Source organism: Kitasatospora sp. NPDC090308, from assembly GCF_044769485.1.
In the GTDB taxonomy this organism is placed as follows: Bacteria; Actinomycetota; Actinomycetes; order Streptomycetales; family Streptomycetaceae; genus Kitasatospora; species Kitasatospora fiedleri.
This window is the reverse complement of sequence record NZ_JBIVXY010000007.1, coordinates 22,495-44,978: the sequence shown is the minus strand read 5'-3', so window position 1 is coordinate 44,978 and position 22,484 is coordinate 22,495. Positions and strand designations below refer to the sequence as shown.

Genomic DNA, 22,484 nt, shown 5'->3' with positions numbered 1-22,484 from the left:
GACACCATGCTCCGTCATGCTGCGACGGCTGTCACGACGGCTCCGTCGCGGCGAGCGCTCGCTTGGCGGAGCATGCCGGGCAGGCCCGCGTCGAAGCCCGCCGCGGCGGCATCGCCGTCCCACCCAGACCCAATCCGCCGAACTGCTGGGCCAGATCGTCTCCTGCGTCGCGGCCGACGAGACCGCGCACGCGGCCCGGCTGCTCGACTCCCTCGGCCCCGACCCCACCGCCGAGCAGCCGGTCACCACCTCGCACGCCGCGGGACTGGCCATCCTCCTCCTCGGCGCCTGGTCCACCAGCCCCGCGGGCGTCCCGGCCGGCCTGCTCGCGGCCACCGCCCTGCCCGCCGGCCACTGGCGGGGCGAGCGCGCCGCCACCGACGTCCTGGCCCTCGTCCGCAAAGGCCGCGCCCACCGCTCTGTCCAGAAGCTCATCGTCCATCCCGGCGGCTGCCACGTCACCGCCGGCACCGCGTTCGCCCTGGCCGCCGCCGTCCTCACCTGGGCCCAGCGCACCAGCACCCCGCCCGCCGACATCGCCCAGGCGCAGATCGGTTGACCGGCCACCGACCCCGCGCTCAACGCGAGGACCGCCCGCACCCGACGAGGGGGACCCGCCAGGTGAACGCCATCACCGAAGCCCTGTAACCGCTGCACGAACTCGCCGTCGACCTGGCGGCCGAAGACATCGAGAAGGGGGCCGGCCGGTCCAGCGACTTCGAGAGCTTCGGCGCGGTCCGCTCCGACCTGCTCGAAGCCCACCAGCACCGGCGCCGTACCCCAGGTGCAGGGAGTGCAGCCCGGCTACCACGGTGACGCGGAGTTGCGCCTGCCCCCCGCAGGAAGCCCAGGACACCGTCACGCTCGCCGAACTGGTCCGCGACTTCAACGAGGTGACACGCCTTCGCCTGCGCGTGGTCACCTCCGGCAGCCTCAACCTTCCGCAGAGCGAAGCCGGGGCGCTGGACGCGGCCGCCACGGAGATCAACGCCCTGGTCCGCGACATCCTGCATTACCTCGGCCTCGCAGTCACCGGCGGGACCGGCGGCGGCTTACCCGGCCGGGGAGCTGTTCCGCAACGCCCAGGCAGCTCTGGCGCCCCTGCTGGACCGCCCCCGCGCCTTGGAGGCGAGCGCCGCATCGCTGGAAGGCCGGCGCCAGGACCTGACCGTCGCGCACCGCCTGCCGGAGCACCCCCCTCGCGACAAGGGAAGTTTCCGCGGCTTCGCTCCCGTGTGCCGGTGCCGGGCACGAGAAGATGGGCGACATGGAGAATGAGGTACCGCTGCCCGGCGGGCGGATCACTCCCGACGTCGTCCGGGTCGGCCGCACCATTCGGCGACCGGCCACCGCGTCGTCAGCGTTCGTCGCCCAGTTGCTCGGTGAACTTCAGCGGCAGGGCTTCACCGGTGCCCCACGCCATCTCGGGTTCAACGAGGCCGACCGCCAGATCCTCAGCCACCTCCCGGGTCGAGCGCCCGCCCGCTTCCAGCGCTGGACCGACCCGCAGGTGAGCGCCGCCGGCGCCCTGCTCCGCGCCTTCCACGAGGCGACGCGCGGCAGTGTCCTGGCCGACCGGCACCCCGTGGTCTGCCATCACGACCCGGGACCGGACAACACGGTCTTCTCCGACGACGGCGTCCCGGTCGCGTTCATCGACTTCGACCCTGCCGCCCCCGGCGATCCCCTCGAAGGCCTCGGCCACATGCTAGGCAAGCGGAACGTGTGTCCGAGTGCTCTGTGTCTCAGAGGGCGGCAGGCACGACACCTGTCGTGCGCGCCTGCCGCGTGGTGGACTTTCAGCCCCGCGGTGCGACGCGGATACGGTTCCCGTCAGGATCGGCTGCGAGGAAGGTCAGCCCGAACCCCAGATCATGAGGCTCGTGCAGGATCGTGACGCCCTTGGACTGCCACTGCTTGAAGATCGCGTTGATCTCGTCGGGCCCACCACCGGGAACGGCCAGGCACACCTCACTGGTGCGTGGGACGTCCGCTGACAGATCCTCGAACTGACCGGACCACACAGCGAGGTCAGCGCCCGGCCCGAGGTCGAAGGTGATGTATCCCGGAGTCTCGAACGACGGCCTCATGTCGAGGAGGTCGCCGTAGAAACGAGCTGCGGCGGGCGCGTCGTTCACATAGACGATGGACACGACGGATGTGGTCATTGGGAAGTTCCTTCTTGCAGGTCGTAGATACGCGTCCACCAGCCTGACCGGGATATGCGCCACATCGTGTCCTAATTCCTCGCAGACTTGGGGTGTGACCCCAGACCGCTTCTTCTCCCTGATGCTGCTCCTCGAATCGAGGGACGGTGCGACCACGCAGGAACTCGCCTCGGCGCTCGGGGTGTCCCTTCGCACCATCACCCGGGACCTGAACTGGCTCCGCGACGCCGGTCTGCCGGTGACCGCGCAACGGGGCCGCCTCGGCGGCGTGACCCTGCTGCCCGGGGCCGGGCTCGACCTCATGCGACTCACGCCGGGCGAGCGTGATCACCTCTCGCTCACCGGGCTGGACGACAAGCAACGTGCGGAACTCGACGCATCGGTCGAAAGCCGGCGCGCGCTCTCCAAGATCGTCGCCACACAGTCACGTCGAGGACACGATCTCCTGCCGCTCACAGACGTCGTGCACGTGGACAGCCGTCCCTGGCTCCGGACACGGGCTTCCGGCACGACTCCGGCTTCGCTGATCGGCACAGTGCGGCGAGGTCGCCGGCTACGGATCGAGTACGACAGCCCACGCGAGTCATGCCCACGCGACCTGGTCGTGGATCCCTACGGGCTGTTCGCCAAGGCCGGCATCTGGTATCTCGTCGCCGACCGTGCTCGAGTGCCACGGATGTACCGACTCGAGCGGATCACGGCGTGGAAAGAAGTCGACCAGCCACGACGGATCCGCGAGAACCAGACCCTGGTCACCGTCGCTGCAGCGCTCGTTGATCAGTGGGAACACAACCATGCGATAGAGGTCAGCGCCACCATCGATCAGACCCAGTTCGAGCGAGCGCAACGGATCTTTGGCCAACGACTCGTCCAAGACGACCATGAAGAATCCGCCACCGGCCGCAAGGTGACGATCCGCTTCCTGCACCTGGAGGACGTGCGAGCACTCCTGCCGTTCGGCAGCGCCATCACTGTCCACGGCCCCACCGAAGCCAGGGCTCACCTCCGCGACCTCGCCACCAATCTCGCGCTCCACTATGAACTCGTAACACGATCTTGGTGATCGTTACTGGTGGGGTGTGACCGATGTGACGATTCGTCCGTCCGTGATGGTGTGCGCAAGAAGCCGTGGATCGTGGACGACGAGCTGTGGGCCGGGATCGAGCCGCTTCTGCCGGCCTGGCCGCAGCGGTCGCCGGGTCCGCGTCCGGTGGACGACCGGCTGTACCTGCAGGGCATCCTGTTTCGTGCTGTACACCGGCATCAGCTGATAGCAGACCGGGGTGTTCGAGGCCCTGCACCGCATGCTCCTGGCCGAGTTGAACGCGGCAGGGCTGATCGACTGGACGCGCGCGTGCGTGGACGCCTCCCCCGTACGCGCCAAAAAGAGGGCGAGGAGACCGGCCCGTCGCCGGTCGACCGCCGCAAGACCGGCAGCAAGCACCACCTGATCAGCGACGGCGGAGGCATCCCGTTCCATGTGATCACCACCGCCGCCAACGTCAACGACGTCACCCGGACCCTCGACCTGGTCGACGGCATCCCACCGGTCGCCGGCCGGGTCGCCCACCCACGCAAACGTCCCGACGCCCTGCTCGGCGACAGGGGCTACGACAGCAACCCCAACCGCCGGCAACTGCGCAAATGCCGGATCCTGCCCGTCATCTCCCGCCGCGGCGAGCCAGACATCATCGGCCTCGGCAAGCTTCGCTACGTCGTCGAGCAGACCTTCGCCCAGCTCCACAACGCCTTCGTCCCACTCGCCTGCGGACTCATCTGCTGGCGACGTCTCGACAAGTCGGCACCGTGAGGGTCTGTACGGTGACCGGTGTCTCTCCTGATCAAGGAAGAGCACCTGATGAGCGACGTGACTGCCTCGGTTGAGGCGGTTGAAGAAGTCCGGGGGTCTGTACAGCCAGCGGTGTAACTCGGGTGGTGTGAGTTACCGGCGGCCGACGGAGAGTCGGCCGTCGAAGGCGATGTCGAAGGCCTGGAGGGCGGGCTTCCAGCGCATGGTCCAGCGTTTCCGGCCGGTACCGGTGGGGTCGAGGCTCATGACGGCCATGTAGACGCACTTCAATGCGGCGGCCTCGTTCGGGAAGTGCCCGCGGGCACGGACGGCCTTGCGGATGCGTGCGTTGACCGACTCGATCGCGTTGGTCGTGCAGACGACCCGCCGGATCTCCGTGTCGAACTGCAGGAACGGCACGAACTCGGCCCAGGCGTTCTCCCACAGCCGCACGATCGCCGGGTACTTGGCGCCCCACTCCTCCTGGAACTCCAGGAACCGGTCCTCGGCGGCCTTCGCGGTCGGTGCGGTGTAGATCGGCTTGAGCGCGCGGGCGATCTTGTCCCAGTCCTGGCGGGCCGCGTATCGAAACGACGCCCGCATGAGGTGGACCACGCAGGTCTGCGTGATCGCCTGCGGCCAGACCGTGCCGATGGCGTCGGGCAAGCCCTTCAGCCCGTCGCAGACGACCATGCACACGTCCTCGACACCCCGATTGCGGATCTCGGTGAGTACCTGGAGCCAGTACTTTGCGCCCTCGCCACCGTCGCCGGCCCACAGGCCGAGAACGTCGCGGGTGCCGTCGACGGTGACCGCCAGGGCCACGTAGATCGGCCGGTTCGCGACCTGACCGTCGCGAACCTTCACGTGCACGCAGTCGATGAAGATCACCGGGTAGACCGGGTCCAGGGGCCGGTTCTGCCATTCGGACATCCCGTCCATGACCTTGTCGGTGATGGTCGAGATCGTCGACTTGGACACGCTCGCGCCGTAGACCTCGGCCAGGTGGGCGGAGATGTCACCGTGCGTCAGACCCCGTGCGAACAGGGACAGCACCATCTCGTCCACGCCCGTCAGACGCCGTTGCCGCTTCCTGACGATCCGCGGCTCGAAGCTGCCGTCGCGGTCGCGGGGCACGTCGATCTCGACCGGACCGACGTCGGTCAGCACCGTCTTCGAGCGGACGCCGTTGCGGGAGTTCCCGCTGCCCGCTCCGGCCGGGGCGTGCTTTTCGTAGCCGAGGTGGTCGGTGATCTCGCCCTCCAGGGCGAACTCCAGTACGCGCTTGGTCAGCTGCTGCAGCAGTCCGCCCTCGCCGGTCAACTGCAGGCCGCTTGCGCGGGCCCGATCGACCAGCTGCCCGATCAACTGGTCGTCCAGCAGATCCGCCGACAGTTCCACCGGCCGAACCTCTTCAACCGCCTCGACCGAGGCGATCACGTCGCTCATCAGGTGTTCTTCCTTGATCGGGAGTTACACCGATGACCGTACAGACCCGTGCTGATCGACGGCCACGACATCGAGGCAGCGGCGAATGTGCCGGTGCTGCCGCCCGCGCGGCCAGGAAGCTAACCGGTCGGGCGGCTGGCGACGGGTTCGTCCCTCGAGCGCTGTCGCCGCCGACTCGCGGGGTAGGCCTGAGGACCTCGGGACCTGGGGGCCAACTATCGCTCCAGTGGCCAGCTGTCGGCTCTGTCGCACATCTGGTGGTAACGGAACGTTACCTGAGCGGACGACGGCGCGAGTTCCGAGAATCTGAAGGTCAGCCGGGTTGATGGTCATGTCTGGGAGCATTCTGTAGCCGCTATGTTGGAGCGGTCCAACCGGGCTTCCGTGTGCCATCCGGCGAGCCGCTACTTCCAAACGGCCCGCCGACCTGCGGCTGTCACCTACTGTAAAGTTGGCCACGCTCTGCTACCACCGGGTATGCGACAGAGCCGCTGGCTGTACAGACCCGCAGACCCCGCTCACCCGGCCGGGTGAGCGGGCAGCCGCGTCGCTGTTGCTGTCAGCTGGTGTAGAGAGCGTTGATCTGGTCGGCGGTAAGGACGTATGGATAGGTGCGAACGTCGCTCGCGGAGCCGGTGACCTGGCTGTCGACCGGATAGTCGGCTGTTGCGGCGGCGCCGATGGTGGTGGCGTGGGTGGCGTTCCACGGATTGGGGTTGGTGCTGCCGCCAACGAATTTGCCGTTGACGTAGAGCGACATGGTGCGGTTTGGGGCGTCGTAGGTGGCTACGAGGTACGTCCACTTACCGATTTCAGGCGGGGTAGAGGCGGTGGCGGCGTAGTAGGTCGCGGTCGCGATGTCGTCTGTGGAGGGGGAGACGAAGGCCCAGGCGTTGAAGGCTCTCGAGTACTGAAGGTAGTAGGACCCGCGGGCGTTGCCGTTTTGGGTGACGAAGGTCTGGTAGTTGTTGAGGTTGCTGATCTTTGCCCAGACCGAGACGGAGTAGCTCTGGCTGGTGTCGACCGATGGGTTGGTCGTCTTGAAGTAGGAGCTGCCGTTCAGGGTGGATGCCCCGTTGGTAGCGCCCTTGTGGTCGGCTTCGTAGGTGATGCTGCCGTTGATCGTGGCGGGGTTGATGCTGCTGGTGTCTGTGGCGGTGCCGTTGTTGGTGCTGGCCCCGCTCAGTTGCCACTGGTCGGCACCCCCAGTCGTGCTCAGGACGATGTTCGGCGCGGCAGCGCCCTGGTAGACACCGGGCGAGACCGTGGCCGTGGTCGGGGCGCCGGTCCAGATTTGAATGCGATGGTCGGTGGTGATGCCCCAGAGGGTGGGGTGGCCCGTGCCGGTAAGGTCTCCGTCGGACCCGACAGTGGGCCAGGTGGCGGCGGTGATGCCGGTTCCGATGACTGTGCTGGTGGCGATGCCGGTGATGGTCGGGTAGTTGACCGGTACCCCGATGGGGGGTGTGACGGTGATGGTCCCGGTGTTGAAGGTGTATCCGCGTAGTTCGCCGTTGCCGGCGTTGCGCCTCCACAGGCCGGGGTGGCCCTGGCCGGCCCAGTCTCCGGGGGAGATGAGGTTCCAGCCCTTCCAACCGGTGGCGGCGATCTTGGTGGGGGAGCCGAAGGTGGCGTCGCCGACTGCCGGGTAGAACCACAGGGCGCCATTGCCATCGGGGCTGGTCTCAACGGTGAACAGGCCGGTGCGGTTGAGGAAGTTCTTGCTGGTGTCGAGGTTGGTCGTGCTCGGGTCGCCGCTGGCGGCGATTTCCAGTGTGGTCGCCCAGTCGGTCGGATTGTAGCCGCTACAGTCGGTGATGGCTGAGTCGCAGGCTGGCTTGTTTAGCATGCTGCGTTTGTCGAAGACGCCCGGGATCCCGGTGCTGCCAGGATTCCAGTACACATACAGGTTTTTACTGCCGGGCTTGTGGACGATCAGGTCGTCGACGTTCTTGCCGCCGCTGAGGCTGCCGCGGTGGGTGGTCTGGTAGTTGGCCCATGAGTCGCCGGCGGAGTTGGTTCCCCCGTCGGTCGGCGGGGTGGTGGCGGGCTTGGCGGCGAGGGTGGTGGCGGGCTTGGTGGCCAGCGGGTTGCCCGGGACGGTGAAGGCGCGCAGGTTGCCGCCAGTGTCCGGGGCGACGATGTCTGCCGCGGTGTCGCCGGTAACGTCACCGAAGACCGGGGACGGGCCGTTGGGGTTCCAGGGGGCGTAGAAGGCGTACTGCGCGACGCCGGAGGGGTTACCGGCGTTGTCCTCTGCCTGGATGTAGAGGATGTTGGTGCCCCAGTGGGTGGCGGTGATGTTGGGGATCTGGCCTCCGGTGGGCATTGCGGTGCCGCATTGCCAGGCTGCGCCAGCGAGTTGCGGGTCCCAGCCCCAGCGCAGGCAGGCGAGGCCGGAGGTGTGGAGGCCGGACGGGTTGGAGTCGGTGACGGTGACCGGGACGGCACCGCTCTGGCCCGCGTAGATCTTCGGGGTCTGGCCGTTGCCGGACGGTGGGAACTGCTTGGTGGTGTCGGCCGCTATGGGCGGGAACGACACGGTGGGCGCAGTCAGGTCGACCTTGAAGTAGCACGTCGGAGTGGGCTGGGACCACGGTGTGCCGGGCAACTGGTCGGTGGCCATGATGCTGTAGCCGTAGGAGTGGCCGTCCATGATCACGTTGCCGGGGACGGAGAAGCTCGCGGTGCCGCCGTTGGGGGTGAGGGCTGAGTACCCCAAGGCGACATCGGGTACGCCCTGTTGCTGGTAGTCCCAGATGTGGTTCCAGGTGTAGAGCTGGCCCTGGGTAGTGCTGGAGACGGTGGCGTTGAGTTGGACCGCGCCGTTCTGGTTGGTGCCGGCTCCGAGCCAGGCCCAGTCGTTGGAGTTGCCGTCACCGCAGGCCTGTGTGGTCTGCGAGGGGGTCACTGTCTTCGGCAGTGGCCACACACCCTGGCCGGTCGGCGTCGAGGGCGTGCGGTCGTATTCGATGTACAGCGAGGGGCGGTAGTCGAGACGTTTGAAGGCGTACTGGTTGCCCTCGTCGCCGTAGAGGCCGAAGGTCAGCTGTCCGTTGTTGGTGTACTGCTGGAGCGTGCCGGTGATGTCGTATGAGAACGGCACGTTGTTGTAGCAACCGGAGTGCCCGGAACCGCCGATGGTTACCCGGCCGAGCGGACCTCCCATTTCCCAGGGCTTCTTGTTCCATGTGGTATCACCGGCGATAGCGCTGGTGAGGTAGAGATCCACCGGGTAGGAGTTGGTGCAGGACCAGTCGGCCGACACGTACTCCTGCAGGTTCATCGTCGCGTAGTGGACGACGGCTCCGCTTATCGGGGTGATGTCGAACTGGAAGAACGAGCGATATGTGTCGGAGGGGCTGCAGCTGCCTCCGTTGGGGTAGTACGCGCACAAGCCGACACCTGGGTGGTCGGAGTCGGCGCTGCCGGAGCGATTCCAGTTGGAGGTGCCCGGGTGGGCCGACTGGATCCATGTCCACGAGCTGTTCGACTGGTTCCACGGCACCCATGCCGGATCGATGTAGAACGGCGCGGTGCCATGCGCGATCAGGTCTTGATCGAGTGTCAGGTCGATGCCGTCCTGACCGGCCGTCACCGGCATCGCCGACACCTTGGCAGAGCTGCCGGGGCCTGACGCGTCGCTGCGCTCCCGTGCCTGCCGTGGATCTGCCCCCGTGTCTTGCGTCAGGGCTTGTGCCTTCGGTGCCGCGGTGGCGATGGTGCTGTCCCACATCTGCGGGGTCGGCGCTGTCCAACGGGCCCGGCCGTCGCTGCCCCTGGCCGCCAGGTTGCCGCCCTGGTCGGCCTCCACCGTCACCCCGTCGACGACGGTGCCGAAATGCAGGTCCTTCACTGCCGGATCTGCCGCGGCCGCCTGCGTCTTCAGCACTAGTACGGTCGTCAGACCGCCGGCCTTGGTCGCGGTCACCTTCAGGTCGGTGTCCGATGCCACCGACGAGTACAGCAGGCTGTCCCCGTCGATGTTGGGGGCCGGCAGCTTGAACGGGGTGGTGAGCGCCAGCTTCTTGCCGTCCGAGCTGATCATCGTCGCCAGCGGGCCGTCACCGCCCTTGGACAGCACCAGCGAAGACGCGGACGCCCGTGGTGAGTACGTCCCGTCTGCATTCGCAGCAAGGGCTGCGTCCAGCACCGCCCACGAGCCGTCTTTCTTGGTCCGCTGCTGTTCTGCGTGGTTGGTCAGGGCGAGGTGGCCGTCCGGTGTCGCCGCCGTCTCGCTGAACTCTGTCGTCAACGACTCGATCGGCACGTTCTTGCCGGTGGCCTTCGCCTGGGCGAATGCGGTGTCGGTCTCGTTCGCAGGCGGGCGCTCCTGTGCGCGTGCTGCTGTGGCGGCGTCGATTTCCGTCTGCGATGGAAAGGCTGACGGGCTGTCGGCGAAGGCCACCGGAGTGGCAAGAGCCGCGACGGCGGCGATGGCCACGGCTGCGGTCGCCACCCGGCATGAAGCACCGTGATAACGGCGTCTAGGCAAAGGAATCCCCTCGGGGTGTGGAAGGCCTCAATGCATGCGTGCAGAGGCCAGAGCAACGCTCACCAGCTCTCCCGGAAGGAATCAAGTGAATAAGCAGTCGGCGCGCCTGAATTGAGCAGAGGTGTACCGATATCGCTCTAGAGTGAGATGCGTCACTACATCGAAAATCCGGGAAACGCCACACTCGAGGCCATCGGATCGCTACTATCCGCCAGTCCTCGCCACAGATGCGAGGCACTGTGATGTCAAATCAGGAGGGGATTTTACCTTGTCTTTTATGTCGGGGGTGGGCGCTTCTCCCGGTGCTATGCAGAGGGCAAAGCGGAGATTGGCGACAATTACCGCTGCCGCCGTGATCGGATCACTGCTTGCACCCGTATCGGTAGCCGCTGCAACAGCGGCAGGACCGGACTATTCGCGAAAGTGGTCGCCGCCCAACACGGCGCTACCGAGGACACCGTCGGTGAAGGGTCAGAAGGCTTCACCGGTCGCGGTCGCCAAGCCTGAGCACCCGGTGCCGCCTGTGTGGCAGCCTTCGAAGATCTCGCATCAGGTTCAGGGCGGTCACGCATCCGTGCAGTTGGGCGCAGCGCCTGGTGCGCGGGCGCTGGCAGTGGGTGAGAGACCGGCCGCCGGTGGGGACGTCGGGGCCTCGGGCTTGCCGGTGTCGCTGGCCCCACTGGCGGGTTCGGCCGTTACTGGGCAGACGGTCCAGGTCGACGTCTCAGACGCCAAGTCCACCGCCGCCGCCGGTATATCCGGTCTCGCGGTGACGTTGTCGCGCTCCGCTGAGGGTGAGGCTGGCGCGGTCCGGTTGTCAGTCGACACGTCAGACCTCGACGCGTTGTACGGCGCGGACTGGGCGTCGCGCGCACGTCTGGTGCTGTTGCCGAACTGCGCGGTGACAGCGCCTCAGACCGCCGGCTGTCTGAAACAGACGCCGCTGCCCTCGTCGAGCTATGACCCCGCGACGAAGAAGATCACCGCCGACGTCACGCTGCCCGCCAGCGGCGGAACGGCGCACACCAGCATTCAGGCCCTGACGGACACGGCAGTGGCCGGGTCGACCACGGTCGGCCTCGTGTCCGGCTCCTCCGGTGGCGCCGGGACGTACTCCGCTACCAGCCTGAGCCCGTCGCAGGACTGGGCCGCAGGCGGCTCGTCGGGCGCCTTCACCTACGGCTACCCAATCCAGGCCCCGCCGGCGCTGGCCGGCTCCGCGCCGCAGGTAGGGCTCTCCTACGACTCGTCGTCGGTGGACGGCAAGACCTCCTCGACGAACGCGCAGGCATCCTGGATCGGCGACGGCTGGGACTACCAGCCGGGCTTCGTGGAACGCTCGTTCCAACCATGTTCGAAAGACGGCATCACCGACTCCGGTGACAAATGCTGGGCAGGCGCGAACCTGACCATGTCACTGGCCGGCCACTCGGGCGAACTGGTCCCCGACGACTCCTCCTGCCAAAGCGGTGCGCCCGCAACGACGGAGCAGTCGAACTGCACCTGGCGGATCAAGGGCGACGACGGCACGAAGGTGCAGTTCCTCACCGGTGCCACCAACGGTGCCTGGAACGGCTCATACATCAAGGTCACCGACACCACCGGCACGGTCTACTTCTTCGGCTTGAATCACCTGCCCGACACCAACGGCAATCCGACCACGGTGGGCCCTGACAGCGGATCGGCCTGGACCCTTCCGGTGTACTCGCCCAACTCCGGCGACCCGTGCTACGACCAGGCAAAGGGAAAGGGGTCCTGGTGCCAGACGGCCTGGCGCTGGAACCTCGACTACGTCGTGGACCCGCACGGCATCCTGACCACCTACAGCTACACGCCCGAGACCAACTCCTACGCCCGCGGCGGCGGTCAGAACGGCGGAACCGGAACCAACACCTCCTACACCCGTGCCGGTGTGCTCGCCTCGATCGGCTACGGACAACTGCTGTCCGACCAGGTGAGCGCCAACGGCTCCTACAAGCCGGCGGCGCAGATCCTTTTCGGGGTCACCGAACGCTGCGTCACCTCGGCTTCAGCGTGCGACCCGGCCAACCGGACTGCCGCGAACGCCTCGAACTGGCCCGACGTCCCGTTGGACGAGCAGTGCGCCCAGGCCAGCTCCTGCACCAACTACGGGCCGACGTTCTGGACCACCAAGTGGTTGGACACCGTCACCACCCAGGTCCGGGTCAACGGTGTCTACCAGACGGTCGACTCGTACGCGCTGAACCACATATTCGTCAATGTGCAGAACCCGACGGAGAACACCAAGGTGCCGTGGCTGGCCAGCGTCAAGCGGACTGCCCAGGACACCCAGGCCACCGGCGGCCCGGTTCCCCTTCCGCCGGTGCTGTTCACCTCAATGCTTCTGCGCAACCGTGTTGACGGCAGCAGCCTCGTGCCCGCGCCACCCGCGTACAACAGGCCGCGAATCCAGCTCATCACCACTGAGACCGGCGGCACCATCGGTGTGGACTACAAGCCTGCCGAGTGCTCCCGGACTGGCAGCACCATGCCGAGCACTGCCGACAGTGACACTCTGTCCTGCTACAACGTCAAGTGGTACCCGCCTGGCTCGATGGCCGGAGCGTCCCCGGTCGACGACTGGTTCCTGAAGTACCCGGTCCGCACGGTGACCGTCACCCCGGGCATTGCAGGCTCGATCCCGATGACGACCACCTACACGTACGGCAAGGCGGCCTGGCACCGCAACGACTCGCCACTGACCGACAACCAGGTTCGCACGTGGGACCAGTTCCGCGGCTACGCCTCTGTCACCACCGTCTCCGGCAACGGCAACGACGGAATCCAGTCACAGGTAGCAACAAGCTACTACCAGGGTATGGACGGTGACCTGCTCAACAGCGGTACCACCCGCGGCGCGCGGGTAGCAGGCCCGATGAGCGGCCAGGTGACCGACTCGGACTGGCTGTCCGGCAAGCCCTTGGAGTCCGACACTTACAACCAGGCCAACGGCACCATCGTCGCGTACACGCTGAGCACCAGCTCCGGCCCGATCGTCACGGCGACCCACAGCCGGGGCGCGATGCCTGCGCTGAAGGCCCGCTACGCGGCCACCAGCGCGACCTCGACATCGAAGGCGCTGAAGGCCGACGGCAGCAGCTGGCGAACTACCACCAACACTGCGACCACGGACCCCGCGCACGGCAACCGTGTCACCACTTCGCTGAACAGCGCCGACGGCCTCCCTGACATCTGCACTCGCACCAACTACGCTGTCGGCTCCGACCCGCAGATCCTCGGCCTGCCAGCGGAGTCGATCACACTCAACGGCGCGAACGCCTGCAGTGCAGCGCCCACCCCTGCCAACACCAGTTCCTGGAATCGGACGTACTACGACGGCCAGCCTTGGGGCCAGCTAGACAAGGCACACAACCCCACGTCGCTTCTCACGCTCGATCACTTCGACAGCACCGGCGCCGCGCAGTTCACCGCCACCACGGCCGTATTCGACAACTACGGTCGGCCCTCAAGTGTCACCGACCCGAACAACACCGACAAGGCGCATCCAAACGGCACCACTGTCACCACCTCCTACTCGGCGCCGCAGGTTGGCGAACTACCGAACAGCACAAGCGTCACCACCCCGGCCCCGGACGGCTCCAGCGACGTAAGCACCGGCCGGACCACGACCACCGCCCTCGACAGCGCACGCGGAATGCCCACCGTGGTGACCGACCCGAACGGGCGTACCACCACGCAGGCGCATGACGCGCTCGGCCGCCTGACCGCTCTTTGGCTGCCCGGCCGGGCCACGAACCTGAGCCCCAACCAGAAGTTCGCCTACGCCATCCCGGAAGTCGCCAACGGCAACATCGTACCCTCGACAGCCACCACCTCCACGATCCGCTCCGACGGCTCCTACTCCGTCGCCATCCAGATCATGGACGGCCTGGGGCGCACTGTTCAGACACAGTCCACCCCTGCGAGCTCCGCCTATAACGGACGCATGATCGCCGACACGGCCTACGACTCCCAGGGCCATGTGACCCGCTCCAACGCCAGCTGGTACAACAACGACACCGCGCCGGACACCACGCTGTACCAGACCACCACCCAGCAAGTACCGGCTCAGACCCACACCGTCTACGACGGTCTCGGGCGCCCGGTAACCAGCCAGTTCATCGCCTACGGAACCTCCCAGAGCACCACAACCACGGCATACCCGGGCGCGGACCGCACCGACGTGACACCGCCCACCGGCGCCTGGCCCACCTCCGTCGTCACCGACGCGCGGGGAAACACCATGCAGCTGTGGCAGTACCGCACCGCCACCGCCACCGGAAACCCGGCCGATGCCGACATCACCGGCTACACCTACACCGCCGAAGGCAGACTGGCCACGCAGAAGGACGCGGCCGGCAACACCTGGACCCACAGCTACGACCTGCGCGGCCGCGAGACCGCGACCGCCGACCCCGACACCGGAAACAGCACCCGAACCTACGACGCAGCCGGCCGCCTGTCCACCGTCACCGACGCCCGCAACCAGACCACCGCCTACACCTACGACATCCTCGGCCGTGTCACCGGCTCCTACGCCGGCACCGTCAGCACGGCCAGCCAGTTGACCGCCTTCACCTACGACACCGTTCTCCACGGTCAGCCCGCCGCCTCCACCCGCTACGTCGGCGGGGCTGACAGCGGCACGGCCTACACCACTTCCGTACAGGCGTACGACACCGCCTACCACGCCACCAAAACGACCACCACGATCCCGGGCACCGAGGTCAACCGGGGAGGCACGCCCTTCACCTACACCTACCAGGCCATCTACGACCCGATCACCGGCGCACTGCAGTCCGACGACCGTTCCGCCGTCGGAGACATTGCCGAAGAGACCGTCAACTACACCTACGACACCCACGGTTCACTCACGACCTTCGGCGCATTCGGCGGTGCCACCTACGATCTGTCGAACGACTACGACGCCTACGGCCACAACATCCGCTCCACGATGAACCCGTGGGGCACCCAGATCGTCGTCACCAACACCTACGACGAGCCGACAGGTCGACGGCTCCAGCAGTTCGTCGACAAGCAGACTGCCAGCACCGGTTTGGTCCAGCAGAACACCTACACCTACAACCCCGCTGGCCAGATCACCGCGGTCCGCAGCATCCCGGACAACCAGCCCTCCTCCACCGACCTGCAGTGCTTCAGCTACGACTACCTCGGCCGACTCATCACTGCCTGGACCGACACCGGCGCGCTAACCCAGACCGCACAGCCCACCGTCGGCGGCATCGGCGCCTGCAGCAACTCCACACCGACCAGCGGCACTACTGCACCGGCCCTCACCACCGTCGGCGGACCCGCCGCCTACTGGCAGGACTACACCTACGATCCGGAGGGCAACCGCAAGTCTCTCACCCAGCACGATCCAGGCGGGGACACAACCAAGAATGCCATCACCTCTCCGACCTTCAACGCCGCCGGAAGCGTCAACTCGGGCAATGGCAACGGTGGTCCGCACGCCACTACCAGCACCGCCACGAAGGTCAACGGCGCCACCACGGCCTACGGCACGACGACCTACGACGCCGCAGGCAACACGACAATGCAGTACGCCAGCAACGCAGGGATGACCGAGCTCAACTGGACCGCCGAAGGCAAGCTCGACACTGCCAAGCTGCCCGTTCAGATCCAGGGCATCGGCGGCAAATGCCTTTACATGCACAGTGGCTCCAGCGCAGACGGCACCGTTCCCGAGATCAGCGCCTGCAGCTCCACCGGTGCCCAGAAGTTCGCCACCGGCGGCAACCGCCTGCGCATCAACAACAAGTGCCTGACCGCGATGGGCACCACTACCGGCTCCGCGATCCAGCTCCAGCCCTGCAACGGAACCGGCGCGCAGACCTGGACGGTGCAGCAGAACGGCACGATCCTCAACGTCGGCACAAACCTCTGCCTGACCGTCCCCGGCGACGTCACCACCAGCGGCACCGCAACCGTCGTCGCCACCTGTGGTACAACCGTCCCGTCCGGACAGAAATGGGCCGTCCCCAACAACAACACCACCTACATCTACGACGCCTCAGGCAACCAACTCATCCGCCACGACCCCGGCAAAACCACCATCACCCTCGGCGGCGACGAGCTTCTCTACGACACCACCACCAAGACGTCCACCGGAGTCCGCTACTACCAGATCCCCGGCGGCATCACCTTGGTCCGCCAGGGCGGTAAATCCACGTACCAGCTCGGCGACAACCACGGCACGGGCACTCTCGCCCTCGACGGCACCACCCTTGCCGAGACCCGTCGTCTGACCGACCCCTTCGGTAACCCCCGCGGCACCCAGCCCACCGGCTGGGCAGGCGATCACGGCTACGTCGGCGGCACCAAAGACGACGCCACCGGCCTCACCAACCTCGGCGCCCGCGAGTACCAGCCCACCACCGGACGCTTCCTCAGCCCCGACCCGCTGATGACCCCCGCCAACCCCCAACAGTGGAATGGCTACGCCTACAGCAACAACGACCCCGTCAACCTCAGCGACCCCACCGGCATGTGCCCTCGCGACCTCTGCGACGGCTACGGCCAGAACCCCGCACCAGCCGCACCTCCGGCGCCTGACCCTGACCAGGACCCAGTCACCGTTCTCCTGAACACCCCGGCACTCGGTCACTCACTGCCCAGCAATACCTACAACTACATCACAGGTTCCGGGCACAACTACCACGGTTCCCAGGCATACACGATCGGCGAGGCCCTGCAGTGGGCATCGGAGAGCGAGGACGGCTGGTACTTCCTCTGCAACATGTCCGGCCACGACTACAAGGAGTGCCGGAAAGATCCCTTCAACGGAAACGACCACGTCGGCGAAGTGAGGACGACCGACTTGCTCAAGGCCGGAGCAATCGGCGTTGGCATCGGCATCGCCAGTGCAGTAGCCGCTGTCGTCGTTACCGCAGCCGTCGAAGCCGGAGCCAGCGTCGCAACCACTTGCGCTGCCGCTGCAATGGCCTGTGCGACCGGCATCATCGGAGGAATCGGCGACGCCATGGCCGGCGGCAGTCAGGCAGCCGAAGTCGCCGCCGGGGTCTCTGGAGCGGCCGCGGTCGCAACGGTCCTCAAGAACTTCTTCGGACGCCAGCTCGGCGAAGCCGTCGACGCAACAGTAGCGGCGCGTGCAGGTTGCCTGACACACAACAGCTTCCCCGCAGGCACCGAAGTCCTGATGGGCGACGGCACCACCAAACCCATCCAGGACATCCAGGTCGGCGACACAGTCATGACCACCGACCCACAAACAGGGGAGACCCAGCCCGAACCCGTCATCGCCACCATCACCACTCCTGACGACAAGGAATTCACCACCCTCACCCTCGCCACCGAAGCCGACCCCAGCACCCCTCCTATCACCGTCACCTCCACCCAACACCACCCATTCTGGGACACCACCACCAACCAGTGGACCAACGCCGCAGACCTCAAACCCGGCGAAAAGCTCCACACCGATGACGGCACCAACCTCACCATCACCACCGTCACCAACTACCGCACCGCCCCCACCACTGCCTACAACCTGACCATCGCCAGCCTCCACACGTACTATGTACTGGCAGGAAATACGCCAGTGCTCGTGCACAATTCGGACGGCCCTTGCGGCACCCATCTCGCACTCGGGCTAACGAAGGAGACGGCAAGCGGCGCAAACCTGGCGCAATTCGCTGGGGAGCAGGGGGCGGTGATATGGAAGGACCCTCAGTTTGCGGATCTATTTCCCAATGGCTCCTGGAGTGACACCGCACTTCGATCCATGATCGACAGGGTCGTTTCGGGGGGTGGCAAGATTAGCTTTAATCTTCAAGGCGTACAGGATGTTGAAGGAGTAATCGCCGGAAGAACGGCGCCTGGATTGCCGACATCAATTGAGCTGCAACATATTTGCGGTAGCACGGGAGTGCGAGCGGCGACCACATTCCTCAACGGGTCGGCGCCATGCTAGCGATTGGGAAGGATCTAATAGTGACCACAGAAGGTCCGGAGTCCGACTGGAGATATCTACTCGATACGCACAAGCCGCCGCATAGCGAAAACGACTGGTTTGGTCCGCTTTTTTGGCCGCTTCTGCGGGCGGCTGCAGAAATGTCGACTCTTCGCGGGGTGTTTCCTAGTACCTCTGTAAATAGTCTTGTAGTGTTTCGTAATGATGAGGCATGGAAAGCCCCGGAGTGGGATCAGTGGCCAGCTGTCTCGGTTGGATCTGATGGGTCGTACACCGTGCGCTCGAAAGCATGGTCCCGTGGCGCTCGGGAACTCTTGGTTACACGGGATCCAGGAGAAGCCGCCAGGTTTCTTGAAGGACTTATCGAAAGAATTACGAGGGAGTCCGGCTAAAATCTAAACTGTCAATAGGCTGGGATGGGCCGTGCGCGATGCGACGGTCCATCCCAGCTTATTTGGCGCGTCGATGATGTGTCCCGGGCCCCGTGGAGTCGTGTTGCGTGGTTCTACTCAGGTTGAACTCACCTTGTCGTAGGCGCTGAGAGCTGTCGATCCGTGGGTATGCCCTCGTCGTGCGATACGCGCAGGGGGCGGGTTCACTGCCCAGGAACAGCAGCGCCGGGAGCGGGTGCGGCTTGATGCCGCTGAGCGGTTCGAGCGTGGTGACGGCAACAGAATGATCGCGGCTGACCTGAGAGTCACGGTGCGATCGGTCGAGCGGTGGCGCCGGGCCTGGCGGGAAGGCGGCGCGGTGGCTCTGGAATCGAGCGGACCGCAGTCGCCGCCGCGACTGGGCGAGCGACAGTTCGCTCAGCGGCGTGGGGGTGAGCAATGCTCAGGACTTGTGGATCGGTGCGGGGAGGGACGCGGAGGGCGTACCTTCCCGAATGATCCTTTGAAGGTCTGCGAGTAAGGGCTGTCCCGTAAGCGGCTGGACGAGGCGGAGGCATCGACTGGTGGTCAGCCGAAGAGCAGGTCGACGTCCTTCTCGATGCAGACCTGCAGGACGACTACGAGTTGGCGGACATCTTCGATGCGACGCTGCCAGATGGGATCACCCGGGTCGTGTGCCATCGCTGCGATCTCGTTGAGACGGGGCAGGATCGAAGCGCACTGCGCCGGCGTGAGATCGGGGCCGTCACAGTCCGAGTGGTCGAGAAGCGGTGCCAGCGTCGTGGAGACGTCACTCCAGGCACGCGTCCCTCCGAAGCCGCGCATCCCGTCAAGGGCGATGCCCTCGATGTCCGCCAGCCACTCCTGGAACATCCCGAAGCCCGTGTAGGATCAGCAGATGTCCGGGCTGTCCGTGTTGCCGTCTCCGGGAAACAGCACAAGCCCCACCACGTACTCCTCGTCGGTCGAACACACAGGATCGGCCACCGGCGGGGAAGGCCGCAACTGAGATGATCATCGCGTGGCTGGTGTGATCACGGCGTCGGAGCCGTCATGGATAGGCCCGTTCACCGAGCTGGGCCCGCGCGACTTTCGGAAGCTGGTCACGATGCTCCGCCGCGAGGGCGTCGACACGGTGCGCCGGGGCCGCCCGTGGAGCCTGCCGTTGGAGGACCGGGTCCTGCTGGTCGCCGCCTACTGGCGTACGAACCTGACACTGAGGCAGCTCGCGCCATTGTTCGGGGTGTCCAAGTCGGCGGCCGGCAGGATCATCGACCACGTCGGGCCCCTGCTCGCACTCAAACCCCGGCGCCGGTTCCGCGAGGGCACCGTGCTGATCGTCGACGGCACCCTGGTCCCCACCCGCGACCACACGATCGCCGAGCAGTCGAAGAACTACCGGTACTCCACCAACCACCAGGTCGTCGTCGATGCCCACACCCGGCTCGTCGTCGCTGTCGGCAAGCCCCTGCCAGGCAACCGCAACGACTGCAAGGCATGGGAGGAGTCCGGGGCGAAGGCCGCCGTCGGCAGGACGACGACCATCGCCGACGGCGGCTATCCGGGCACGGGACTCGTGATCCCGCACCGCAGGCCACACGGCGGCGAGCTTACCGAGTGGCAGACCGAACACAACCGGGAGCACAAGCAGGTCCGCGCCCGCGTCGAGCACGTCTTCGCCCGGATGAAGACCTGGAAGATCCTTCGCGACTGCCGCCTCAAGGGCGATGGCGTCCACCACGCCATGCTCGGCATCGCCCGCCTCCACAACCTCATCCAGGCCGCATAGGAGACGCCCGCCCAGAGACGGACCAGCTTGCCGCGGTCCATCGGAGATCAATTACGGGACAGCCCTTAGGCTCGCGCCATGTCTGACGATCTCGGCTTCACATGCTCCAGCTGCGGTGAGTATCACGCAGAGGTTCCCATGGGCTACTCAACCATGGCACCCGACGTCTGGGACCCCGGCTTCAAGACTGATGCGGACAGCATGCTGTCGCCTGACCAGTGCATCATCAAGGGCCAGCACTTCTTCGTCAGGGGCTTGATCGAGATACCGGTGATCGGCAGCGGTGACGTCTTCTCCTGGGGTGTCTGGGTCTCTTTGAGCAGGGACAACTTCGCGCGCGCTTGAAGTGTGGAACACGGAGGGACGGGAGGCAGAGGAGCCGTACTTCGGCTGGCTCAGTACCGAGCTCGCGCTCTACTCGCCCAGCACCATCAACCTGAAGACCAACGCCCACACGCGACCGGTGGGCAAGCGCCCCTTCATCGAGTTGGAGCCCACTGGCCACCCGCTCGCTGTGGAGCAGCATGCCGGGATCACGCGAGACCGCGTGCGTGAGATCGCCATGACCGTGCTGTACTCGGCCTGACCGTCGGCGAGTTCCAGCCGGACCTCGCCGACAACGCCGTTGCGGGACACCGGCCCGCTTGCCGGTCGAAGGGGCACCAGCGGTCAAACTTCGTTGAGACGCGTCAAACTAACTTGAGACGGGTCACCCGCCTGCTGACCTTTGACGGGTGACCTTGACCGTTTGCCAAGCGACCTTGACCGATGCCGGGTTTCTGCCACCTGATCTTGACCGGTGTGAGAGCTGTGCCAGCAGGGCGCCGACTTCTGGTGCACGGGCAGGGATAATCCCTGGGTGAAGACCTGGATAGACGACCTCCCGAAGGTGCCCTTTGCCTACCGCGAACTCCCGCCGGGCGGTGAGTGGATGACTCGCGAGGAGGCCGCTTCCTGCCTGGGGATCGGCGAGTTCCACCTCAACTCGCTGATGGGCAACACCCGCCGCATCGATCCAGTCTGTACGACCGACAGGAAGCTGGTCCTTACCCGCACCAGTGTGGAAGCAGAGAAGCACTGGCGCGCCAGCGCCTCCCGCTGGCGCAAAGTCCTGCGCCTGTTCAAGGACATCGCTCGTTCGTTCTGACGTCTGGCCCCGACCACCCGAGGGCGACCGGCCGGTCAAAGTCACCTGACAATCGGTCAAGGTCACCTGTCGAAGGTCACCTGCTGACCCGTCTCATCGAAATTTGACGAGTCTCAGCGAAGTTTGACGGTGGGCTGGTTGTCTCGGCGAAGTTTGACCGACCACGTCGTGTACGCGGTCCTGGTTGCCTGCCCTCCGGCACTGTCCGGCGGACCTTTGCGACAAGGCTGTTCGCGTCCGGCACCAACATGGTCACGAGAGCTGTCCGCCGGGTCGCAGGTGGGTCATGCTCCAGTGTGTCGGAGCGGGTAAGCGGAGGGCAGTTGCCGATGAGGATCAGACGGCCGGGAAGAGTGGCGGGGGTGGCGATCGCATTCGCCTTCCTCCTGGGCGCCGAACTCTTGGTGCAGGTCGAGGGGGCGATCTGGGAGAACAAGCTGATGTTCTCGGCCGTGCCCCTGTTCGGGGGATACGTGCTGTGGCGGCTCTGGCTGGTGCCCTACGTCGAGTTCGGCGACAAGGCCCTTCGGGTGAACAACAGCTACGCCCTGCACGAGGTCCCCTACGGGATGATCGAGGGCGTCGAGGGAAACCTGGCGATCGTCCTCGAAGTGCGCTCCCGATCCGCCCTCCAGGTAAGGGCGTTCGACCCTTCGCCCTTTGGGCGGAGGCGCACGCAGACGGTGCGGGAGGAGATACGTCAACGGGCTGGCGCGGTCGGGCGCAACCCCGAGGCGAGGATCGCAACGACGTACACCTTCGGGGCCGCAGAGTTCATTCCGGTCCTGGCCATGGTGGCCCTCCTCGCTGGAAGGCTCTTCTTCTGACCCCGCGCCTACTCCAACGAACCACCGTTGTGATACTGCAGGCCGCGGTCAAACTTCGCTGAGACGGCGTCAAAGTTCGGTGAGACAGGTCAGCTGCGCCGCTTCCGATGACGCTTCCGACGGCGGTTCCGATGGCGCTTTCGATGGCGGTTCCGGTGGCGCTTCCCCTCTCCGGTCGCCGAGTCGGGTCCCTGCCCAGGTCGAGGGGTTGGTGAAGGCCGCCCCGCGGTCTGACATCCCTGTCCCTGGCCCCTCTTCCTGCTGTGGTGGTGGGTGGTGGTGGCGTCGGACGGGATCGGCGGCGCTGCGCGGGCTGTTTCTGGGCGCCTGCGGCTGGCCGACGGCGCCGGGCGGGCCGCCGGGCACGGGGTCGCGGGCCCGGCCGGGCTGGTTGCCTCTGAGGTTGCTCCTGGGGTTGCTCCTGGGGTTGCGTCTGAGGTTGTCTCAGCCCTGCCG

General features: G+C 66.2%; 12 protein-coding genes and 2 pseudogenes. 10 read left to right on the top strand and 4 right to left on the bottom strand.

Annotated features, from left to right (window positions below):
- Nucleotides 1–16 precede the first annotated feature (16 nt).
- Together ACIQVD_RS18075 and ACIQVD_RS18070 are read left to right on the top strand one after the other, a co-directional pair.
- On the top strand, nt 17–559 hold the full coding sequence (locus ACIQVD_RS18075) for a hypothetical protein (RefSeq protein WP_402290163.1): 543 nt from the start codon (nt 17–19) through the stop codon (nt 557–559).
- A gap of 699 nt (nt 560–1,258) precedes the next feature.
- Entirely contained in the window at nt 1,259–1,897 is a 639-nt protein-coding gene (locus tag ACIQVD_RS18070) for a phosphotransferase (RefSeq protein ID WP_402290160.1), read from the top strand.
- Here ACIQVD_RS18070 and ACIQVD_RS18065 read toward each other — a convergent pair.
- Nucleotides 1,800–2,168, bottom strand: a complete 369-nt coding sequence (locus tag ACIQVD_RS18065; RefSeq protein WP_402290159.1) for a VOC family protein — start codon at nt 2,166–2,168, stop codon at nt 1,800–1,802. The two genes, ACIQVD_RS18070 and ACIQVD_RS18065, sit on opposite strands and share 98 nt — an antisense overlap.
- Nucleotides 2,169–2,262: 94 nt before the next feature.
- On the opposite strand from ACIQVD_RS18065, the gene ACIQVD_RS18060 reads away from it, so the two are divergent.
- Nucleotides 2,263–3,231 carry a helix-turn-helix transcriptional regulator gene (locus tag ACIQVD_RS18060; RefSeq protein ID WP_402290156.1) on the top strand — a complete coding sequence of 323 codons (969 nt, stop codon included), beginning with the start codon at nt 2,263–2,265 and terminating at the stop codon, nt 3,229–3,231.
- A 9-nt stretch (nt 3,232–3,240) separates the two neighbouring features.
- A pseudogene (locus ACIQVD_RS18055) lies at nt 3,241–3,978 on the top strand (transposase).
- Between the two features lie 132 nt (nt 3,979–4,110).
- On the opposite strand, the gene ACIQVD_RS18050 reads toward ACIQVD_RS18055, so the two are convergent.
- Together ACIQVD_RS18050 and ACIQVD_RS18045 are read right to left on the bottom strand one after the other, a co-directional pair.
- Nucleotides 4,111–5,397 (bottom strand): IS256 family transposase, encoded by a 1,287-nt coding sequence (locus ACIQVD_RS18050; protein ID WP_402290641.1) that lies wholly within the window; start codon nt 5,395–5,397, stop codon nt 4,111–4,113.
- 568 nt (nt 5,398–5,965) lie between these two features.
- Entirely contained in the window at nt 5,966–9,865 is a 3,900-nt protein-coding gene (locus ACIQVD_RS18045) for a LamG-like jellyroll fold domain-containing protein (protein WP_402290154.1), read from the bottom strand.
- 499 nt (nt 9,866–10,364) lie between these two features.
- Here ACIQVD_RS18045 and ACIQVD_RS18040 point away from each other — a divergent pair, with 499 nt between their 5' ends.
- Nucleotides 10,365–17,873, top strand: coding sequence for a polymorphic toxin-type HINT domain-containing protein (locus ACIQVD_RS18040; RefSeq protein WP_402290151.1), 7,509 nt, complete (start codon nt 10,365–10,367; stop codon nt 17,871–17,873).
- 627 nt (nt 17,874–18,500) lie between these two features.
- Entirely contained in the window at nt 18,501–18,785 is a 285-nt protein-coding gene (locus ACIQVD_RS18035; RefSeq protein WP_402290148.1) for a helix-turn-helix domain-containing protein, read from the top strand.
- 47 nt (nt 18,786–18,832) lie between these two features.
- On the opposite strand, the gene ACIQVD_RS18030 is transcribed toward ACIQVD_RS18035, so the two are convergent.
- Nucleotides 18,833–19,138, bottom strand: coding sequence for a hypothetical protein (locus ACIQVD_RS18030; protein ID WP_402290145.1), 306 nt, complete (start codon nt 19,136–19,138; stop codon nt 18,833–18,835).
- 148 nt (nt 19,139–19,286) lie between these two features.
- On the opposite strand from ACIQVD_RS18030, the gene ACIQVD_RS18025 reads away from it, so the two are divergent.
- The 4 genes and pseudogenes from ACIQVD_RS18025 (at nt 19,287) to ACIQVD_RS18010 (ending at nt 22,028) form a co-directional block, all read left to right on the top strand.
- Nucleotides 19,287–20,054, top strand: coding sequence for a transposase (locus ACIQVD_RS18025; RefSeq protein ID WP_402290142.1), 768 nt, complete (start codon nt 19,287–19,289; stop codon nt 20,052–20,054).
- A gap of 78 nt (nt 20,055–20,132) precedes the next feature.
- Nucleotides 20,133–20,640, top strand: a pseudogene (locus ACIQVD_RS18020) (DUF2199 domain-containing protein).
- A 273-nt stretch (nt 20,641–20,913) separates the two neighbouring features.
- Complete coding sequence (locus ACIQVD_RS18015) at nt 20,914–21,201, top strand: hypothetical protein (protein WP_402290140.1); 288 nt, start codon at nt 20,914–20,916, stop codon at nt 21,199–21,201.
- A gap of 362 nt (nt 21,202–21,563) precedes the next feature.
- Complete coding sequence (locus ACIQVD_RS18010; protein WP_402290137.1) at nt 21,564–22,028, top strand: hypothetical protein; 465 nt, start codon at nt 21,564–21,566, stop codon at nt 22,026–22,028.
- The last annotated feature ends 456 nt before the right edge of the window (nt 22,029–22,484 follow it).